The sequence below is a fragment of the Photobacterium sp. R1 genome (assembly GCF_054600795.1).
The window spans coordinates 529,856-546,636 of the sequence record NZ_BAAHZP010000002.1 but is presented as its reverse complement, the minus strand read 5'-3'; the positions used below and the strand labels follow the sequence as shown (position 1 = coordinate 546,636).

Sequence of the window (16,781 nt, the reverse complement as noted above, 5' to 3'; positions counted from 1 at the left end):
TTTATTGAGTGCGCGTTGATTGCGGCGATGCCGTCCAGACCTGACGGCCATTGACCCAGGTTGACATCACCTGATAGTCACTGCTCAGGGCGACAAAACTGGCAGATTTGCCGGTTGCGATACTGCCGAGACGTTTGTCGATGCCCAGCAGACGGGCCGGAATCAGGGAAGCCATTTCGATGGCTTTTTCCAGAGGTTGCCCCACTTCATTCACCATGGTTTTGATGGCTCCGATAAGTGATAAGGTACTGCCGGCCAGACCACCAGCGGCAGTCCGGACCACCCCGTTCTCCATGGTGACTTGCATCTCGCCCAGTTGATATTTTCCGTCCGGCATACCTGCAGCGCGCATGGCGTCACTGATTAACACCAGGCGATCCGGGGCGCATCGGCAGCAAATGTTCATCACGGCCGGGTGTACATGGTGGCCGTCGGCGATCAGTTCGATGGCTGCTGTGTCATGGCTCAGCCCGGCTCCGGCAGTTCCGGGCTCGCGGTGATGCACTCCTTTCATACCGTTGAAGCAGTGCACCAGACCATCGGCACCGGCATCGAGTGCCGCGCGGGTGGTGTCGTAATCTGCATTTGTATGGCCAAGCATCACGTTGATACCTCTGGCTTTCAGGTAACGAATCGCTGACAGTGCACCAGGATTTTCCGGAGCCAGTGCAACCACTCTTAAACTGCCTTTGCTCAGGGTAATCAGGTGATTTAATTCATCCGGTGTTGGATCACGGAACAGTGATTCCTGATGTGCCCCTTTGTTTTCGGGGGTGAAATATGGCCCTTCCAGATAACTGCCCAGTAATTCGGCACCACCAACACCTTGTGCCTGAGACCGTACAACCTGACGAAGTGCTGCTTCAATGTCTGTCATGGGGGCTGTGATTGTCGTTGCCAGAAAAGCGCCGACCCCCTGACTGGCCAGATACTGTGAAAGCGTGTCCAGTGCTTTGTGGCTGGCATCCATCACATCCACGCCGGAACCGCCATGAACGTGAGTGTCGATCAGGGCGGGGATCAGGATTTCCGCATCCCATTCAATAGAATCTTCCGCTGAAGCGATTGGCTCGATCGCTGTAATTCGGCCTTGTGCAACATAAACCGCGGTATGTCCCAGCCAGCCTGACTCAGTCAGCAGGCGGCGTGCGCGGATTGGCTGTGCGGTTATCATCTTAAATGCCCTCATTGGCACATTCGGCGCGAGACCTGTTCGCCAGCTCATCTGCCAGACTGGTCATGCCGCGATGGCCGCATTCCAGTGCCTGAACTCTGAATTCTGCAGGAGTAAGTTCATCCCGTTCCAACATCATTTCGAGGATCATCTGTAGGTTCGCGCCTGTAACGACTTCAGCATCGTTTCGCGCCATGACCAGTGTGGATGCGACCCGAAAAGGACTGCCACCCAGCAGATCAGTGATAAACACAATGCCGTCACCGGTATCCACCTGCTCCAGTGCCGCTTTAAATTGTTGTTCCAGTAATTGGGTGGTGGACTCTGGCGGAAAATCGATAGCGATCACTTGCTCTTGTTCGCCTAAAACCTGCAGCATGGCGGCTTCCATACCGCTGGCAAATGCCCCGTGGCCACTCATAATCACACCTAACATAACGACTTCTCTCCGTTGCAAAGGGATGGGCCGCTCAGGCGGCCCTGTTTTTACTCGGGTTTACAGAAATCCGGCAAATTTTCCGGTAATACCCAGGACGACAGTGATGATGATCAGACGGATCGGACTCCAGCCGCGTTTCACCAGTGCGTACATTGCCAGGGTGTACATCAGTGGCAGGAATGCTGGCATCAGCTTGTCAATCACGCCTTCCTGAACCTTAACCACCGCATCACCGGCAGTAATTTCAAGCGTGGTGCCCAGACGGACATAAGTTGCGACCAGCGCACCAATTACGGTCATCCCCACGATGGATGCGGCGTGGCTGACTTTTTTGGTGTTGGCTTTAATCAGCGGAATTGCAGCAACCCCCATGCGATAGGCATAATGCGCCAAGCCGAATCTCAGGCCGAAGTGGACGATGTTAAACAGCAGGAAGAAGACCACTGCGCCCAATATTGATCCTTGCAGGGCGAGGTCGGCACCAATCCCACCGCAGATAGGCAGCAGAGTGAGCCAGAACATGGCATCTCCGATCCCGCCCAGCGGTGCACCAACGGCAATTTTGGTGTTCTGGATACTGCTGACGTTCTGCTTGGAACGCTCCATCGCCAGCACAATTCCCATGACAAAAGTCACCAGAAATGGGTGAGTATTGAAAAATCCCATGTGGCCTTTCATCGATTTGGCCAGATCGGCTTTATTGGTGTGGATCTTTTTCAGTCCCGGAAGCAAACCGTAGAGCCAGCCGGAGGCTTGCATGCGTTCAAAGTTAAAAGATGCCTGCAAGAGCAGTGAACGCCATGCCATTTTGTTAATGTCAGATTTCGTCAGTTCAGCACCGATGGTTTTGTCCTGATATTCATCTGCCACGGCTTCCTGTATTTGGTTCAGGTCAATATTTTTGTTAGATCCCATCTTCCAGTTCCTCTTGTTGTCCCTGTGCAGGCTCGCTTTTACGCATAAAATCAATCAGTGCCATCGCCAGTGCCGCAGCGGCAATCGCCAGAACCGGCAGTTCAAGCCAGGCTGCGCCGACAAATCCAAGAATGAAGTAAGGAATGTAGGCATTTTTCATCATGATTTTCATCAGAACCGCAAAACCGATAGCTGGCATGATGCCCCCTGCAACCCCTAAGCCATCAATCAGAGTTTTCGGCAGGGCTTCAACAGCAACTTTGGCGTGTTCTGCGCCTAAATAGATAGGCAAAAATGCCCACAGGAAGTAAAAGGTACCCAGCACGGCCAGTGCAAAGTAGTTCACCCTTTCGATGCCCTGTGTATCTGCGTTCTCGGCCATTTGGTCGCATTTGGACATCACTGGTGACATGGCTGAGAACAGGAAGGTGATTCCCATTTGCACCGCAACCGCAAATGGCACTGCGACTCCGACAGCCACTTCGGCCTCCACACCAGAGGAGATGGCAAATGCCGCACCAACAATGGTGCCGATGATGACGTTTGGTGGCTGGGCACCAGCCAGCGGAGCCAGTCCCATCCAGACCAGTTCAAGGGTACCGCCCACCAGAATACCGGTTTGCAGATCTCCGAGAATCAGACCTACCAGCGGCCCCAGGACCACAGGTCGGTGAAAATGGGTTAACCCATTGAAGAGATCCAGTCCGGCGAAAAATGCCAGGATCCCCAGCATCAACGCTTGTATCAATCCTATTTCCATCTTTCAGTTCCTTTTTATTTCTGCAGGGTCTTGCTAAAGCAGGGTGAAAATGTCAGTGGCTGGCTCTGTCGGAACCCCCTGCACTGTGCAGGTCACCCCGAGGTTTTTCAGTGCGTAAAAGCTTTGAATGTCTTTGTCATCGACGGAGACCGTTTTGTGGATCTGATTCTTTCCCTCGATGAAGTGCATATTGCCAACATTCAATTGGCTGATAGGTACGCCGCCTTCGACCAATGTGAGAAAGTCGGTTGGATTTTTCGCCACAATCAGAATCTTTTGCCGGTCAGCTGCGTTGTGAATGGTGTCGATCACTTTTTGCAGCGTCCAAAAGCGGATGCCGATTCCGTCTGCAATGACCATCTCCATGAGACTTTGCTGGAGTTCATTCCCGGCAACATCATCATTCGCAACAATGATCAGGTTGGCGTCGGTAAATCCGGCCCATTGCACACCGACTTGACCGTGTACCAGGCGCTCATCAATTCGGCTCAACACAATATTTGGCATCTTTAGTTCCTTCTAAATGAGTTTTGATATGGATAGATAGTGACTCCCTGAACCACACGGTTCACTTCACCGCTCGGACACGGGTTGTCCGGGCTGATCGTCATGTTGACCGCGCGGCTGAATGCATAGATTTGAGCCACCAGCAGATAGGGAAAGCACAGGGTTGCATCATTCGCATGGAGTGTGGCGGGGAGAAACAGGTGTTCACCCTGGCTGATCACGGGATCGGGCTGGTCGGCGATGGCGATGACCCGACGCGCCTGTCCGTCGTTACGCAATTCTGTGAGCAAATCTAAATCGTAGCGGCGGGTGTACGGGTCATTGGAGATGAACACCATCACCAGACTGGAATCGTCGATGACCGATTTTGGCCCGTGGCGAAAACCGACGGGGGAATCGAAACTGACCAGAAGCTTTCCTGCCGTCAGTTCCAGCAATTTCAATGCAGATTCCTGAGCGATACCCTGTAAACTCCCGCTGCCCAGATAAATCACACGCTGGCAAGGGTCATCGGCCAGCCCGCAGATAAAGTCCAATTGCTCCGTCAGCATGCGATCGCAAACATCAGCCACAGGCGCAAAGGATTCGGGAGTGAACTGATCCGGATGAAACACCGCCAGTGAAGCCAGCATCATGTTGGTCAGGCTGCTGGTCATCGCAAAACTGCGGTCATTGGTTTCCTCTGGCATCAGCAGCGCCAGCGTGTGGTCATCGGTCAGGCTGCGCTGATACAGAGCGCCTTCCTGATTACAGGTAATCACCAAGTGAAAGCAGTGGGGGAGTAACTGACTGGCCAGCTCGACTGCAGCCACGCTCTCCGGGCTGCAACCCGAGCGAGCAAAAGATACCAGCAGAGTCGGACAGGGTTCTGCAAAATACTCATTGGGATCCGTTACGATGTCGGTGGTTGCAATGGCTTCAAAACGGCGGCGGGTCTGACCTGACAGATAAGGGGCCAGAGCGCGACCGGCAAAAGCTGAGGTACCGGCTCCTGTCATGACGATACGCAGATCGGGCTGACTCAGCAAAGGGGTCAGAAACACATTGATCTGCTCCCGCTGCTCGCTGACACTGGCCAGCGTTTTTTGCCAGCTTTGAGGCTGTTGGCTGATTTCGCACGCGGTTGCTTCACCACCAGCGGCTTGTAGTGCTTGTATTGAATGACCTAGATACATCGTTCTCTTCTCTTTAAGCAGCATACTGTTGGGGAGAACAGGCTGCGGCGTAGACCTCAGTGACCTGCATAATTTTGTCGAGGATCAGCTCGCGCGCCTGATTTGTCAGATGTCCTTCACGAATGCGTTGATACTGGACCGGGAAATACTGACTCAGCAGGGGCAGCGGTATCGGCATTTCGTTGAGATTGCTGAGTAATTTGTCCAAACCTTCGCCGACTTTTTCATCCGGCCAGTAATAACGGATCCGATCGGAATAGCTGTAGCTACGCGCCAGGCGCTGAATGGCGGCATCACCCTGGTAGTAACCCTGCCAGTATTCCGGTTGAGCATGCATTGCCTGTTCCAGAACCTGACGCAAGCCAGAGCAATGGCGTGCCGCAACCAGCTCTTCTTCAACACAGGCCAGAGCAAACAAGGCTTCACGCAGAGCGAAGGTCAGTGCCGGACCGACTTTGAGAATGGCGAAGTGATCACGCACTAACTGGCGGTAAGCGTGTTCAGTCTGGTAATCCGTTGAATGTGCTTCAAAAATTAAATGGTCGTATTGTTCAACCATGTGACTGAGGGGCGCTGCTTTCTCTGGCTGATAGTCGATCACGCCTACGTGGTCGAATTCGACGCCGGGCTGAACGACCAGACCAATCACCCTGGACTGAACATGAGATAATCCGACGTTGGCAAAAGCTTCCCAATGTGCCTGAATGGTCCGCCGGGCAGCTTCGGGGGTTGTAACTGCCAGCTCATCCAGTGTTTCATGAGCTCCGCCGGGCACAGGAACTTCGGTGCCAATGACGTAAACGAGGTCGCTGTGGCCGAAGGTAGCGATACAGGTTTGTTCTGCGATGACTGCCAGCCGGGCGGCTCTGGCAGCAACCGTCTCATCAGTGAGTGGCACCGGATCATCTGCGCAGGACATACTGCAATCAAGGTGGATTTTTTTAAATCCTGCTGCGACGTATGCTGCTATCTGCGCTTCTGCTTTGATCATGGCGCAGCTGCTATCTTCTTTCTGCCAGCGGTTTGGTCCGAGATGATCCCCCCCTAAGATCAGTTGGTGCCTGGGGAAATTGAGCCTTTGGGCGATCGAAAAAACAAACTCTTGAAAGTCTTCAGGTGTCATGCCGGTATAGCCGCCCGTTTGATCGACCTGGTTGGACGTTGCTTCAATCAGCAATACGGAGTTGTTTTTCAGGGCCTGACGAATAGCCGCTTCGATGACAAACGGGTGCGCCGAACAAACGGAATAGATACCGACGGCTTCACCACGCTTATGCTTTTTAATCAGATCCAGCAAAATATCCATGAGCCCGCTCCATCACGAGATTGATTGAAATTGATGTATCAATGAACCTTTCGATTCGTTTCGCAATAACCTACCCCCAAACAAAACGAAAGGAAATAAAAAGAAAATGAAATTATGATCTCACGCAAATTCAACATGAAACAGAATGAGAAAGGAATGGAAATAGCTTTTCTTTACTTTTGTTTCGATTGTTCGTGCGTTTTAACTTTGCATGCTGCATACCTGATAGACTTAATGAAAAGGAAACGAAAGAAAACAAAAGGTGCAATGCTTTCTTTTTAACCACTGAAGCCGTATACTCAAGCGCAATACTTGAACTAGTCGAGAAGACCATCACCATGAAAAGCACGAGCGAAAGGCGTGAACAGACTTTGGGTATGCTCAGGAAGCAAGGAAGTGTCCAGGTTGCTGAGCTTGCTGAACAGTTCAATGTGTCAACCGTTACGATTCGCAATGATCTTGCCTTTCTGGAAAAACAGGGAATGGCAACCCGCTCTTACGGCGGCGCTTTCCTGAATGAAAGTGAAGCTCCGTTACCAGAACATTCAATTGAAGACAAAAGGCAGCTCTATCGCAGTGTCAAAGATCTGATTGGTCAGGCAGCCGCTGCGATGGTGAATGATGGGGATACGATTATTCTCGATTCCGGAACTACAACGAACTGTATCGCTGCCCATCTGATACATCATGACAATGTTATCGCCCTGACTAATGGCCTGAATGTTGCGAATACGTTGGTGGATGCAGAGGGCGTGGAAGTGATTGTGCTGGGCGGGCATTTACGCCGTAAATCTATGTCTTTTTATGGCAGCCAGGCTGAGCATGCGCTGGATAACTACCATTTCAACAAGTTGTTTCTCGCGGTGGATGGGTTTGACCTGAATAAAGGCATTACAACTCACAATGAAAACGAAGCCCGGCTGAATCGCCGGATGTGCGAAGTTGCCGATGAAATTATTGTTGTGACGGATGCCAGTAAATTTGGTTGTATCAGCCTGCACAAAATTCTTGAACCCGGAAAAGTACACAAAGTCATCACCGACAAAGCGATTCCAGAGCGTTACCTCGACGGGTTACGTAAGGCCGGAATCGAGGTGGTTCTGGTGGATGCCTGAAAACTGCTGACTGCAAGTCATTGAAATTGTTTTTCAATGCTGAATAACCCGGTGAAATGCAGAGCCGGAGACACTGCATTCAGAACGATGATATATATTTATCCTGTCCCCCTGAGCTACGGAAGTTACGGGGGATTGTTTTGATTGTCTCATTCGCGGTAACAATCCTTTTGATTTTTCAGGACTAATCATGCGGTTTGTTCTGTCATACCTTACTTCTCACAGGTTTTGATTGATAAACACGGAGAAGCAAATGAAAAACATCAAGGGCCTTACATTATTCACCACACTGGCTCTTTTCGGTGGCGGAGCCGTAATTGCACCCCAAGCGGTCGCAGCTGAGACTTCAGTACGGATTCAGGCAACCAAAGGCAGCATTGCTCGTTATCAGGTTGGTGACGCACAAGTGATTGCGCTCAGCGATGGCAGTCTGCCATTGGATGTGCACCAATTGCTGAATGGTGCTTCTGAAGCGGAAATCAACTCCCGGCTGGCATATGCATTTCGCACAAACCCGCATGAAACTTCAATCAATGCCTATTTGGTCCTGACAGGTGACCGGGTTGTGCTGATTGATACCGGGGCCGGTGAGCTGATGGGAGCGTTTGGTGGCCGGTTAACCGACAGCCTTGCCCTTGCCGGATATACCCCGGATCAGGTGACGGATATTTTGATTACGCATCTTCATCTTGATCATGCGGGCGGCTTATCTGCCAAGGGGCACAGAGTATTTCAGAATGCTACAGTGCATGTCAGTCAGTCGGATATGGATCGGTTTCTGAACCCGGCCAATCTCAGCAAAGGTCTGGAAAAAATTGATCTTGAGCGAAGCCAGAAGACCGTCGGGCTGTATGATTCGCAGGGCAAAGTCCGGCCTTTCCTGGGAGACACCGTATTGTTTAATGGCATGGAAGCGGTGTCGACGGCCGGTCATACACCTGGTCACAGCTTGTATCGATTTACCAGCGGCGGTGAAAGCATCGTGTTTATTGGCGATATGATTCACGTCGGGGCTGTACAGCTTCCCAAACCGGCAGTCACGATTCAATTCGATGTGGATCAAAATCAGGCCAGAGCACAACGACAAAAGCACTTTGCGCAACTGGCGAAAACACGTCAGCTGATCGCTGCCTCGCACTTAAATTTCCCGGGGGTAGGCTACTTAAGAACTGCATCTGAAGGATATGAGTGGGTACCCGCCGCTTATAAAAACCGGGACTAAACCGATCTAACTGTGAGCAAGTGATACTTGGGTATCCTTGCTCATCGCATTCGGAAGCCGGGTGATCAGGAAATCCAAAAATAGTCTGACTTTGGGCGGCAGCATGCGGGTATGGGGCAGCAAAGCATACAGAGAAAAGTCCGGGCCGGTCCAGTCGGGTAATACACGCTGAATCTGCCCGCTTTGGATGAATGGTTGCATGCGCATCGCAGAAAACAGACCGATTCCCTGACCGGACGTCAAATGATGGACGAGTAACTCCGGATCAGACGCAACAAGGTGCGGCTGAATAGGCGCCGCATACGTGGTGTCACCATGGGTCAGTGGCCATGCAAAGCCATCAGCGGATTTCATCAGGCTGGTTGCCAGCGCGCGATGCCGTATCAGATCTTCCGGATGTGCAGGTTCACCAGCCTGTTCGAGATAACCGGGACTCGCATAAAGATGCATGGGTAAAGGGCAGCATTTCCGGGCAATGAGTTGAGAATCCGGAAGTGCACCGCGCCAGATGCGAAAGGCGATATCCAGATCATCGGCCACCAGATCTTTGATGTCGTGGCTCATCACCACTTCCACCTGAATGTCCGGGTAGTGCTGCTGAAATTCACTGATAATCGGCGACAGCACATGATGGCTGAGCCAGTAAGTCGCTGTCACCCGAAGCCATCCCTTGGGAGCCGATTGCATCAGTGTCACCGCTTCTTCAGCAGCCACCAGTCCTTTGGCGAGGTGTGCGCAGTGTTCGAAGTACAGCTTTCCGGCTTCTGTTAAGCCGAGCTTACGCGTTGTGCGTTTCAGCAGTTGTGTACCGAGACGTTCTTCTAATTCTTTCACCTTCCGGCTGACCCGGGCTTTAGGGACATTCAGCGCCTTTGCCGCCGCAGTAAAACTGCCTTGTTGTACCACTTTGACAAATGCAAATGTATCGCTGAAATCCGGCAGCATCTTCTTTCCTTGTATAACGTCATGATTGGATTGAATCTATTGAATGTACTGATTATGAAGGAAAAACGATAGCTTTTACCTGCGATTGAACCGCAAAAGATGGATGTGAATACAGCTCTGGGAAAGAGGTGAAATGCGGTGGTTGTTCAATGCCTCAGAAACAAACCATGAAGGGTTTTAGCACCCGAAAAATCTGGTAGAATTTTGGGAGCTGAAAAAATCCTTTCAGAACAGTGAGATAAGCTTAGAGTGTTCCCCGTGAATCGGGCATGAATTGTGGTTGCTTTTGTCATTGGCAAAGTAATTGGGGCAGCGAGTTACTGGGGTTCAGTTGTTGTTGTGAGCAGGAGCTTTCAGGGATACAGCAAATATGTCGCGCATGAGTCCGGAGTTTCCTTTCTCATGGTTTGATGCGATGAAGCGCGAAGTTACTGGGATATGCATATTCCCCTGTGCTATCAGTTGAGAGCACAGGGGGGGAAAGAGAATAGTTCAGCTTGTAAATTCTTTCTAGCGCTTTGGATAAAGGTCTAGCTGAGTAAGTACATGTCTAATACTAAATGGTTCCGAATACTGGGCCTGAATTTTTAAGATTTCAGACTTTTCTATTCCCTCTAGCCGCTCGGCAAATGTCACATCCAGCGGGGTTAAAATCTCTTCGTAGTCACTTTTCAACTCAGTATTTTTATCGTGTGCAATAGCAGAGCGAAGGAGTTCGGTTTCTTCAGCTGTGCAAATTCTTTGGTTATAATTGTACAAATAACCAATGACCGATTTCTTGTCTTCCAGGGTTAGTGAATCAAACCATGCATTTTCAGGAAAATCGGCAGTATTGGCGCGTGCGATATCAGTGCAATGCTCATATTGAGCATCCCATCTTTTAGCTGCCTCTGTACTCTTGATAGAAGACTGTGCACAGCCAGTAAAACTGGTAAGCACAATAGTAATGGTAAATAAGTTACTTAGCTGCTTCTGAAACACAATTCCAAAACCTCTGTTCATCACCTGTGGTAAAGATTTCCTGTTCATAAGCAATCATAAAAACTCGGTTTCGAGTTGTTTTTCCTGCTCCTGACATAGCCTTAGCTAATGTATGCCAATCATGCTCTCTTACAGTAACTAGCTTTTCAAATGGGCTGGTTGTAACGCTTGGTGTACCAAAAATATAATAAAACGGCGTTGCAGCAAGAACTCCTGCTAATAGATTTCCTTGATCAATAACTTCACGAATGTCAGAAATAGCCCGCTTACTTTTCGGGCCAATTTTGAAGTTATTGATATCACACATACCTAATCTAGCCATATAATACCCCTGATAAAGCGGGAAGTTTAACATACTATTTTATTGCATTTTCACTAAAAAAATAGTCAAATCAACTGATTTAATAGTTAATTTTCAATGATTAAAACTACTTGGTTCTTCAGCGAACATACATGCGGGCTGATCACTTTACAGTTTTTCAGCTATTGTCAGGTAATGTCCGCATCAATTGAACAACTGCTCATCTGTGTGATTTGGAGTAAGGTAAATCTGCAGAAGTAGAATGTGGTAACCAGAATACCGTTCTTTCATCTGGGCTAGATCTTCTTGACCTTATCACCACTCACCTAGATATCGCCCACTTCAACCTGATGCAATTTCCACTAAAACAATTCACCACAATGAAATGCTATCGCCACCACAAAAATTAATTGTGTTGTGTGCTCAAATTTTTTATGCGCTGAACAAAGATGATTTTACTTGCGCGCCGCTATCATGAAGATAGCCAATCCCGGTACATCACAGCTGATATTGCCACTAGGCAATAATGAAACCATCCAGCGTATCTTTGGCTGTGCTGCTCAATGAGCAAAAGCGGAGGACGTATCATTTGGTGATGGCTTCAGTAAGCCCTCACTTGGATGAGGGCTTTTTCTTTCCGGCATGATTCAGAGAACGGCGATGCACTGGTTCACGTTAGGCTAAGCCTTGCCTTTCTGATTGTTTTCATTTTCAAGCGCTTTCCTGGTGATCTCCTGGTACAGGTGGATCATGCCCGCGGCCAGGGTTTGCCATTCGGGGTGGCGTTCCACAAGAGGCCTGATGCGCTGAGCATCATCCAGGACTTCTTTGAGAAACTGAATATCAAGCTCATTGAGGGTTTCGCCATCATCGACCCGCTTTTTCATGGCTAATGCTCTGGGTAAACGCTGGGATTCCATACGTTCAGCCAGTGCCTGTATAATCCCGGCCTCTTTCTCATTGTTATCCATAGAAGTACCTGTAAATCGACAGAACAGATGAGATGAGTGTAGTCACTGTTTTTGAGAAAGTGCATGCCGGACGAAGAAATGGCCGGTGGCAGATGGACGTTGAGATAATGACAGACGCTGAGTCGCTTTTATTTGGTAAGCTCTCTGTCAGTAAAGAAACGGGGATATATCATGAGTGAGCACGCTTTATCGCTGGTACTGGCATTGAATATTGAGTTGCCGGATCGTGATGCACAGATTAACGCGGCGGTGAAGGCGGCGGAGAAGCAGTTCCAGCCGTTGTTTTATGAACTGGCCTGGACAGATGATCCCCACATGACGATAGTGCCTGACTCGATGATGATCAAAGACATTGCGATCGAGGGTGTAAAGGTCACTGTGACCGTGGACTTTCGCTGGTCTGTTTTTCAGGCTTGTTTGCTCACCGAGCATCTGACTGAAAACGAAGCGAAACTTCAGTTTGAACTGGTGGGGGATTCACTGGTGATGAATCAGGCTTTTCCACCGCGCTGGCGTTACGATATCTGATCGCAGACCCAATTCGCTTAGAACAGGCATCTTAAATTAAAAACAGACATCTTAAAAAACACGCCTCACAAGATGAATGACTTGCGGGGCGTGTTTGCTGTTGGGTGGGCCTTTATTCCATTACGGTTTCCGTTCCCGCTTTCTCGGTCTGCGGTTGTTTTTTCGGGGTGCGGAGCAGAAACACCAGCGGCACGGCAGCCAGAGTGACCCACATCATCAGCCGGAAATCCTGCAAGTAAGCCAGTAACGCTGCCTGCTTCGTCACTTCACCATTGATGGACATCAGTCCCTGTGGTGTCGACAGATTGTATATCCCGGCATCAACGGCCTGATTCAGGGCAAAGTTGAATGGTGTGATGTAATCGGCGAAGGCGGCATGATTGGCTTGTGTCTGCTGGGACAGGTAAGTGATCACCACCGAGATGCCAATACTACTGCCGATATTTCGCATCAGGCTGAAGAGGGCGGTCCCCTCACTACGGTATTTGGGCGCCAATGTTGCAAAAGTAATGGTCGAGAGAGGCACGAAAATAAAGCCCAGCCCCAGCCCCTGAATCACACCTGTGCGGACAATGTCCCAGCCACTGATATTGAGATCAAACAGCGTGGTTTCCCACAGCGACAGGGTGGTCAGCATCAGGCCAAGGAAAATTTTGTACCTGGGATCAACCCTGCCGGCAAGCTTGCCGACCGTGATCATCGCAATCATGGTGCCGACACCGCGCGGGGCCAGCAGATAGCCGACATCCAGGACCGGATAACCCAGTAAACTCTGCATGAAGGGCGGCAGCAGGGCCATGGTCGCAAGCAGAATGATGCCGATGATAAAGATAAACAGCAGTCCAATCCGGAAGTTACTGTCGCTGAATAATCCCGGTTCGATAAAGGGCGCTTTATGGGTGAACATATGCGCGATGAACAGGTAGAAACAGCTTCCGGTCAGAATGGCTTCGATGATCACTTCCGGACTGTCGAACCAGCCCTGTGATTCACCGCGGTCGAGCATCATCTGTAAGGCACCAATCGCCAGACTGAGAATGGCGAAGCCGAACAGGTCAAATTTCCGGGATTTGTCGATAGCCGTTTCTTTCACGTAAGCGGCAATCCCGAACCAGGCCAGCAGACCAAAGGGCAGATTGATGTAAAACACCCAGCGCCAGTTGTAGTATTCGGTCAGCCAGCCTCCCAGCGACGGACCGAGGATCGGCCCCACCATGACGCCAACGCCCCACATGGCCATTGCTGAACCATGCTGTTCGGTCGGATACGTATCCAGCAACACAGCTTGCGACAATGGGACCAGGCTGGCCCCGAACACGCCCTGGAGCAGACGGAACAGCACCAGTTGCTCCAGCGACTGTGCGGCACCGCAGAGCATTGAGCTGATGGTAAAACCGACGACCGACCACAGAAAAATACGCTTCTGACCCAGCTGGGCGCTCAGAAAACCGGTTAATGGCATACAGATGGCGGCAGCCACAATGTAGGAGGTCAGGACCCAGGAGATTTGATCCTGCGTTGCCCCCATTGCCCCCTGCATGTGCGGTAGGGCAACGTTGGCAATTGTGGTATCCAGCGCCTGCATAATGGTTGCCAGCATCACTGCAAGGGTGATGAACCCCCGGTTGGCGGGCTCAGCAGATGCTGTCTGGATGTGCTGACTCATAGAGACAGTCCGAGGAATTTACGGTGGTACTCGGTATCAATTTCAACCACTGTGCTCAGACCGGCACGCAGTGCAGGGGTGTCTGCATCAGGTGTGATGGAAATACGCACCGGAACGCGCTGAGCGATCTTAACCCAGTTCCCCGTCGCATTCTGTGCCGGGATCACCGAGAACTCTGCGCCAGTGGCCGGGCTGAGGCTGTCGACGGTACCGGTCCAGCGGGTGTCCGGGTAGGTATCTACATGGATGGTGACTTGCTGACCGGGTCTGACATGTGTCAGATCGGTTTCTGTAAAGTTGGCTTCAATCCAGGGAGAAGTACTGGCAACCAGCGACATGACCGTAACTCCCGGGTTCAGGTATTGTCCCGGTTTCGGCGGCTGGCCGACGATTCCGTCAACCGAAGCTTTGACCGTTGTACGCGCCAGATCCAGTGTGGCACGGTTTAACTGGGCGAGGGCGGCCATATATTTCGGATGAGACTCGATCGGCGTCTCGAGGCTGCCGCCCATGGTCTCTGCAATGCGCTTCAGATCCAGTGACAGGGTATTGATTTCCTGATTCGCGAGGTCAACTGACTGTTGTGCCAGATCGAAGTTGGACGTCGAAACATAGTTTTTCACCGCCAGATTTTTCTGACGCTTCAGTTCTTTTTCCGCAAAAGCCAGCTTGGTTCGGGCCAGAGCAATTTCTGCCTGCTTTTCTTTGTAGCTGGCTTTCAGAGCAGCCAGATCCGTTCGGACCTGTGCCAGATCTGCCTTAGCTTTTGCGACCGACACTTCAAATGAAGCCGGATCAATGCGAAAAAGCGGCTGACCGGCAGTAACCGACTGGTTTTCTCTGACCAGGACCTGCAGCACCGGACCGGACACTTCAGCGCTCACCGGCACTTTGTCGGCTTTGACATAGGCATTATCGGTTTCGACATACCGGCCACCTTTCAGATAGAGGACACTGCCGCCGAGCAGGGCAATGGCAGGTACGACAACAAGCAGCAGAAAGCGTTTTTTGGAACGTTTGGGTGGCGGGCTGAGTTGCTCTGTTTGGGAAATGTTGCTCATGGAAGTCTCCAACTTTCGGTCAATAGCGGGCTGGTTACAGCGAGGTCATGTTATCGCGCATTTTCTGCAGGGCGGTCGCTACGGTGGTTATCTCATTCTCGGATAGCCCGGCCAGCGCATCCTTCTGAATGCTCTGAATCACGCGGAGGATTTCATCAAGAATTGGTTGTGCCGTCGGTGACGGATACAGCTGGTAGGCCCGACGATCTTTGGGATCCTGACGGCGCTCCACCAGCGAGGCATCGACCAGCAGATCAATCAGCCGGACCAGTGAGATGGGTTTGATCTCCAACATGTCTGCCAGCTCAACCTGCCGAATGCCCTGAAACCGGGCGATATAGTAAAGCGCCCGGGCCTGAACCATTGTTAATGCTTGATCTTTAAAACGCTTTTTAAAGAGTTTCCGCATCAGACGGGTCAGATCGGTCATGACAAAACCAAGGGTATTCGGGTTCATCCGCTCAGCCTCAAATAGTAAGTATTGCGTATTATGTGTAAATATTACTAAATGTTTCAATCCGTGAGCAGAAAATTGATCCGTCAGGGGATGGTTTTGGGGAAGTCTGTCCCGGGTATAACAGGGCTGAAAATGCACGCAATGATTCTGCATGCCAATCACAGGTATGACCTTGATTCGTGTGGTTAAGATGTTGTGATCAGCGGCGACGAAGAATCAGACTGCCGGTCGGAGCATGCGGCGCCAGAAACCAGGGGTGGGGGGTAACATCCATGCCGATCCGGCTCTCGTACTGAGCTTCCGCGTCCAGCAACGGGGTGTAGTCCCTCATGGCTTTTGAACTGGTATAAACCAGCAGATAGCGGACGGGCGTGCTGTAGCGCGATATCGGAATTTCCAGTTCCAGCCTGTCAGGTTCCTCTACGCTGAAAGGCTGATAGCGGTATGCGGTCAGACTGTCAATCAGCAGAAAATCTTCAGAATAAAGCTGTACCTGAGGTGGAAAGACCGTCTGGCTGACCAGGCTGGTCAGAAGAAGGTCCTGTCGGCTGATGGCCGGACTCAATTTGATAAGCTTGGTAAAGCTGCGGCCGGAAGAAAGCTCAATAATGACATCTTCATGAGTCAGCCGGAAAAGAACGGGCAGCTCATCGCAACAGGGCAGGGACGGCAGATTTCGGACTTCCGTGAAATAACGTTTTGCTGTGGCTAGTTGGTCTCTGTCCTGGCGTGCCTGGGAAACGCTGATGTTAGTGACGCCATTTACGGTGTCCGGAGAAAAGCTGTCCGTCAGCGAACAAGCTGACAAAGTCATTACCAGAAAGAGGTAAGAAAGGATTCGCATACCGCCTCAGGCTGATCTGGATTTATGTTTAAACATAGCAGTTGGCCTGAGGCTGAGCATAATTTGAGCGTTGAAGCTTAACGGGGAACGCCATCATTTCAGATGGCATTCCTGAGGCTTTTGCAAGCTGTCGCCGGAGCCTGAGGTTAAATCCTGAACGTTTGTTGACAGTTCCTGCATTTGTAGAGGGCACGGCAGGTGAGCTTTCTCCAAAGCGTTCGTTTTATCCGGTAAATTTGAGGATTGTCGCAGCACATGATTGGCTCTCATTTTTCTTTATTTTGATAATCAGCAGATTACAGCCAGACCTGTCGTGGATTTGTGACTTCGGTCACTATCAAAAAAGGGTGACATAAAGCTGACTTTATCGTGACATCATCTTGACGGATGGGTGCGAAATATTACTTTTATTGT

The 16,781-nt window shown here is 50.7% G+C and carries 18 protein-coding genes; 3 read left to right on the top strand and 15 right to left on the bottom strand.

Annotated elements, in window-relative coordinates:
- Window position 1: 1 nt before the first annotated feature.
- From nagA to kbaZ, 7 genes are read right to left on the bottom strand one after another with little or no spacing between them, the layout of a single operon-like run.
- A complete protein-coding gene (gene nagA, locus ACYP03_RS05480) occupies window positions 2-1,174 on the bottom strand; it encodes an N-acetylglucosamine-6-phosphate deacetylase (protein ID WP_459778769.1) in 1,173 nt (390 codons plus the stop codon).
- Between the two features lies 1 nt (window position 1,175).
- On the bottom strand, window positions 1,176-1,610 hold the full coding sequence (gene agaF / locus ACYP03_RS05475; RefSeq protein ID WP_459778768.1) for a PTS galactosamine/N-acetylgalactosamine transporter subunit IIA: 435 nt from the start codon (window positions 1,608-1,610) through the stop codon (window positions 1,176-1,178).
- Between the two features lie 60 nt (window positions 1,611-1,670).
- Window positions 1,671-2,528, bottom strand: coding sequence for a PTS N-acetylgalactosamine transporter subunit IID (agaE, locus tag ACYP03_RS05470; protein ID WP_330961065.1), 858 nt, complete (start codon window positions 2,526-2,528; stop codon window positions 1,671-1,673).
- On the bottom strand, window positions 2,518-3,288 hold the full coding sequence (gene agaW / locus ACYP03_RS05465) for a PTS N-acetylgalactosamine transporter subunit IIC (protein WP_248142768.1): 771 nt from the start codon (window positions 3,286-3,288) through the stop codon (window positions 2,518-2,520). Before agaW ends, agaE begins: the two co-directional genes overlap by 11 nt.
- 33 nt (window positions 3,289-3,321) lie before the next feature.
- On the bottom strand, window positions 3,322-3,795 hold the full coding sequence (gene agaV, locus ACYP03_RS05460) for a PTS N-acetylgalactosamine transporter subunit IIB (RefSeq protein WP_459778767.1): 474 nt from the start codon (window positions 3,793-3,795) through the stop codon (window positions 3,322-3,324).
- A 2-nt stretch (window positions 3,796-3,797) separates the two neighbouring features.
- The gene (locus ACYP03_RS05455; protein ID WP_459778766.1) at window positions 3,798-4,970 is read right to left on the bottom strand and encodes an SIS domain-containing protein; all 1,173 of its coding nucleotides are present in this window, start codon (window positions 4,968-4,970) and stop codon (window positions 3,798-3,800) included.
- Between the two features lie 13 nt (window positions 4,971-4,983).
- Window positions 4,984-6,276 carry a tagatose-bisphosphate aldolase subunit KbaZ gene (kbaZ, locus tag ACYP03_RS05450; protein ID WP_459778765.1) on the bottom strand — a complete coding sequence of 431 codons (1,293 nt, stop codon included), beginning with the start codon at window positions 6,274-6,276 and terminating at the stop codon, window positions 4,984-4,986.
- 338 nt (window positions 6,277-6,614) lie between these two features.
- Between kbaZ and agaR the strand changes: the two genes are divergently transcribed.
- Both agaR and ACYP03_RS05440 read left to right on the top strand, forming a co-directional pair.
- The gene (agaR, locus tag ACYP03_RS05445; RefSeq protein ID WP_459778764.1) at window positions 6,615-7,391 is read left to right on the top strand and encodes a transcriptional repressor AgaR; all 777 of its coding nucleotides are present in this window, start codon (window positions 6,615-6,617) and stop codon (window positions 7,389-7,391) included.
- A 253-nt stretch (window positions 7,392-7,644) separates the two neighbouring features.
- A complete protein-coding gene (locus ACYP03_RS05440) occupies window positions 7,645-8,613 on the top strand; it encodes an MBL fold metallo-hydrolase (protein ID WP_459778763.1) in 969 nt (322 codons plus the stop codon).
- A 6-nt stretch (window positions 8,614-8,619) separates the two neighbouring features.
- On the opposite strand, the gene ACYP03_RS05435 is transcribed toward ACYP03_RS05440, so the two are convergent.
- The 4 genes from ACYP03_RS05435 to ACYP03_RS05420 form a co-directional block, all read right to left on the bottom strand.
- Window positions 8,620-9,558, bottom strand: coding sequence for a LysR family transcriptional regulator (locus tag ACYP03_RS05435; protein ID WP_459778762.1), 939 nt, complete (start codon window positions 9,556-9,558; stop codon window positions 8,620-8,622).
- 510 nt (window positions 9,559-10,068) lie between these two features.
- Window positions 10,069-10,539 (bottom strand): hypothetical protein, encoded by a 471-nt coding sequence (locus ACYP03_RS05430; protein ID WP_459778761.1) that lies wholly within the window; start codon window positions 10,537-10,539, stop codon window positions 10,069-10,071.
- Window positions 10,517-10,861: a hypothetical protein gene (locus ACYP03_RS05425; RefSeq protein WP_459778760.1), complete on the bottom strand. Its 345-nt coding sequence runs from the start codon at window positions 10,859-10,861 to the stop codon at window positions 10,517-10,519. Before ACYP03_RS05425 ends, ACYP03_RS05430 begins: the two co-directional genes overlap by 23 nt.
- A 659-nt stretch (window positions 10,862-11,520) precedes the next feature.
- Window positions 11,521-11,811: a hypothetical protein gene (locus ACYP03_RS05420; protein ID WP_248142759.1), complete on the bottom strand. Its 291-nt coding sequence runs from the start codon at window positions 11,809-11,811 to the stop codon at window positions 11,521-11,523.
- 171 nt (window positions 11,812-11,982) lie between these two features.
- Here ACYP03_RS05420 and ACYP03_RS05415 point away from each other — a divergent pair, with 171 nt between their 5' ends.
- Window positions 11,983-12,339, top strand: a complete 357-nt coding sequence (locus ACYP03_RS05415; RefSeq protein WP_459778759.1) for a hypothetical protein — start codon at window positions 11,983-11,985, stop codon at window positions 12,337-12,339.
- Between the two features lie 112 nt (window positions 12,340-12,451).
- On the opposite strand, the gene ACYP03_RS05410 is transcribed toward ACYP03_RS05415, so the two are convergent.
- From ACYP03_RS05410 to ACYP03_RS05395, 4 genes are all read right to left on the bottom strand, one after another.
- On the bottom strand, window positions 12,452-14,005 hold the full coding sequence (locus ACYP03_RS05410; RefSeq protein ID WP_248142757.1) for a DHA2 family efflux MFS transporter permease subunit: 1,554 nt from the start codon (window positions 14,003-14,005) through the stop codon (window positions 12,452-12,454).
- A complete protein-coding gene (locus ACYP03_RS05405; RefSeq protein ID WP_248142756.1) occupies window positions 14,002-15,066 on the bottom strand; it encodes an HlyD family secretion protein in 1,065 nt (354 codons plus the stop codon). The genes ACYP03_RS05410 and ACYP03_RS05405 overlap by 4 nt, the downstream gene beginning before the upstream one ends.
- A gap of 34 nt (window positions 15,067-15,100) precedes the next feature.
- Window positions 15,101-15,523 (bottom strand): MarR family winged helix-turn-helix transcriptional regulator, encoded by a 423-nt coding sequence (locus ACYP03_RS05400; protein ID WP_459778758.1) that lies wholly within the window; start codon window positions 15,521-15,523, stop codon window positions 15,101-15,103.
- Window positions 15,524-15,722: 199 nt separating this feature from the next.
- Window positions 15,723-16,367: a MalM family protein gene (locus tag ACYP03_RS05395; RefSeq protein ID WP_459778757.1), complete on the bottom strand. Its 645-nt coding sequence runs from the start codon at window positions 16,365-16,367 to the stop codon at window positions 15,723-15,725.
- Window positions 16,368-16,781 lie beyond the last annotated feature (414 nt).

Excerpts from the sequence above, each read along its gene's own strand:
- agaW (WP_248142768.1), bottom strand. The coding sequence starts at position 3,288 with ATGGAAATAGGATTGATACAAGCGTTGATGCTGGGGATCCTGGCATTT.
- ACYP03_RS05435 (WP_459778762.1), bottom strand. The coding sequence starts at position 9,558 with ATGCTGCCGGATTTCAGCGATACATTTGCATTTGTCAAAGTGGTACAA.
- agaR (WP_459778764.1), top strand. The coding sequence starts at position 6,615 with ATGAAAAGCACGAGCGAAAGGCGTGAACAGACTTTGGGTATGCTCAGG.
- ACYP03_RS05440 (WP_459778763.1), top strand. The coding sequence starts at position 7,645 with ATGAAAAACATCAAGGGCCTTACATTATTCACCACACTGGCTCTTTTC.
- nagA (WP_459778769.1), bottom strand. The coding sequence starts at position 1,174 with ATGATAACCGCACAGCCAATCCGCGCACGCCGCCTGCTGACTGAGTCA.
- agaE (WP_330961065.1), bottom strand. The coding sequence starts at position 2,528 with ATGGGATCTAACAAAAATATTGACCTGAACCAAATACAGGAAGCCGTG.
- ACYP03_RS05420 (WP_248142759.1), bottom strand. The coding sequence starts at position 11,811 with ATGGATAACAATGAGAAAGAGGCCGGGATTATACAGGCACTGGCTGAA.
- ACYP03_RS05455 (WP_459778766.1), bottom strand. The coding sequence starts at position 4,970 with ATGTATCTAGGTCATTCAATACAAGCACTACAAGCCGCTGGTGGTGAA.
- ACYP03_RS05400 (WP_459778758.1), bottom strand. The coding sequence starts at position 15,523 with ATGAACCCGAATACCCTTGGTTTTGTCATGACCGATCTGACCCGTCTG.
- agaV (WP_459778767.1), bottom strand. The coding sequence starts at position 3,795 with ATGCCAAATATTGTGTTGAGCCGAATTGATGAGCGCCTGGTACACGGT.
- ACYP03_RS05415 (WP_459778759.1), top strand. The coding sequence starts at position 11,983 with ATGAGTGAGCACGCTTTATCGCTGGTACTGGCATTGAATATTGAGTTG.
- ACYP03_RS05425 (WP_459778760.1), bottom strand. The coding sequence starts at position 10,861 with ATGGCTAGATTAGGTATGTGTGATATCAATAACTTCAAAATTGGCCCG.
- agaF (WP_459778768.1), bottom strand. The coding sequence starts at position 1,610 with ATGTTAGGTGTGATTATGAGTGGCCACGGGGCATTTGCCAGCGGTATG.
- ACYP03_RS05410 (WP_248142757.1), bottom strand. The coding sequence starts at position 14,005 with ATGAGTCAGCACATCCAGACAGCATCTGCTGAGCCCGCCAACCGGGGG.
- ACYP03_RS05405 (WP_248142756.1), bottom strand. The coding sequence starts at position 15,066 with ATGAGCAACATTTCCCAAACAGAGCAACTCAGCCCGCCACCCAAACGT.
- kbaZ (WP_459778765.1), bottom strand. The coding sequence starts at position 6,276 with ATGGATATTTTGCTGGATCTGATTAAAAAGCATAAGCGTGGTGAAGCC.
- ACYP03_RS05395 (WP_459778757.1), bottom strand. The coding sequence starts at position 16,367 with ATGCGAATCCTTTCTTACCTCTTTCTGGTAATGACTTTGTCAGCTTGT.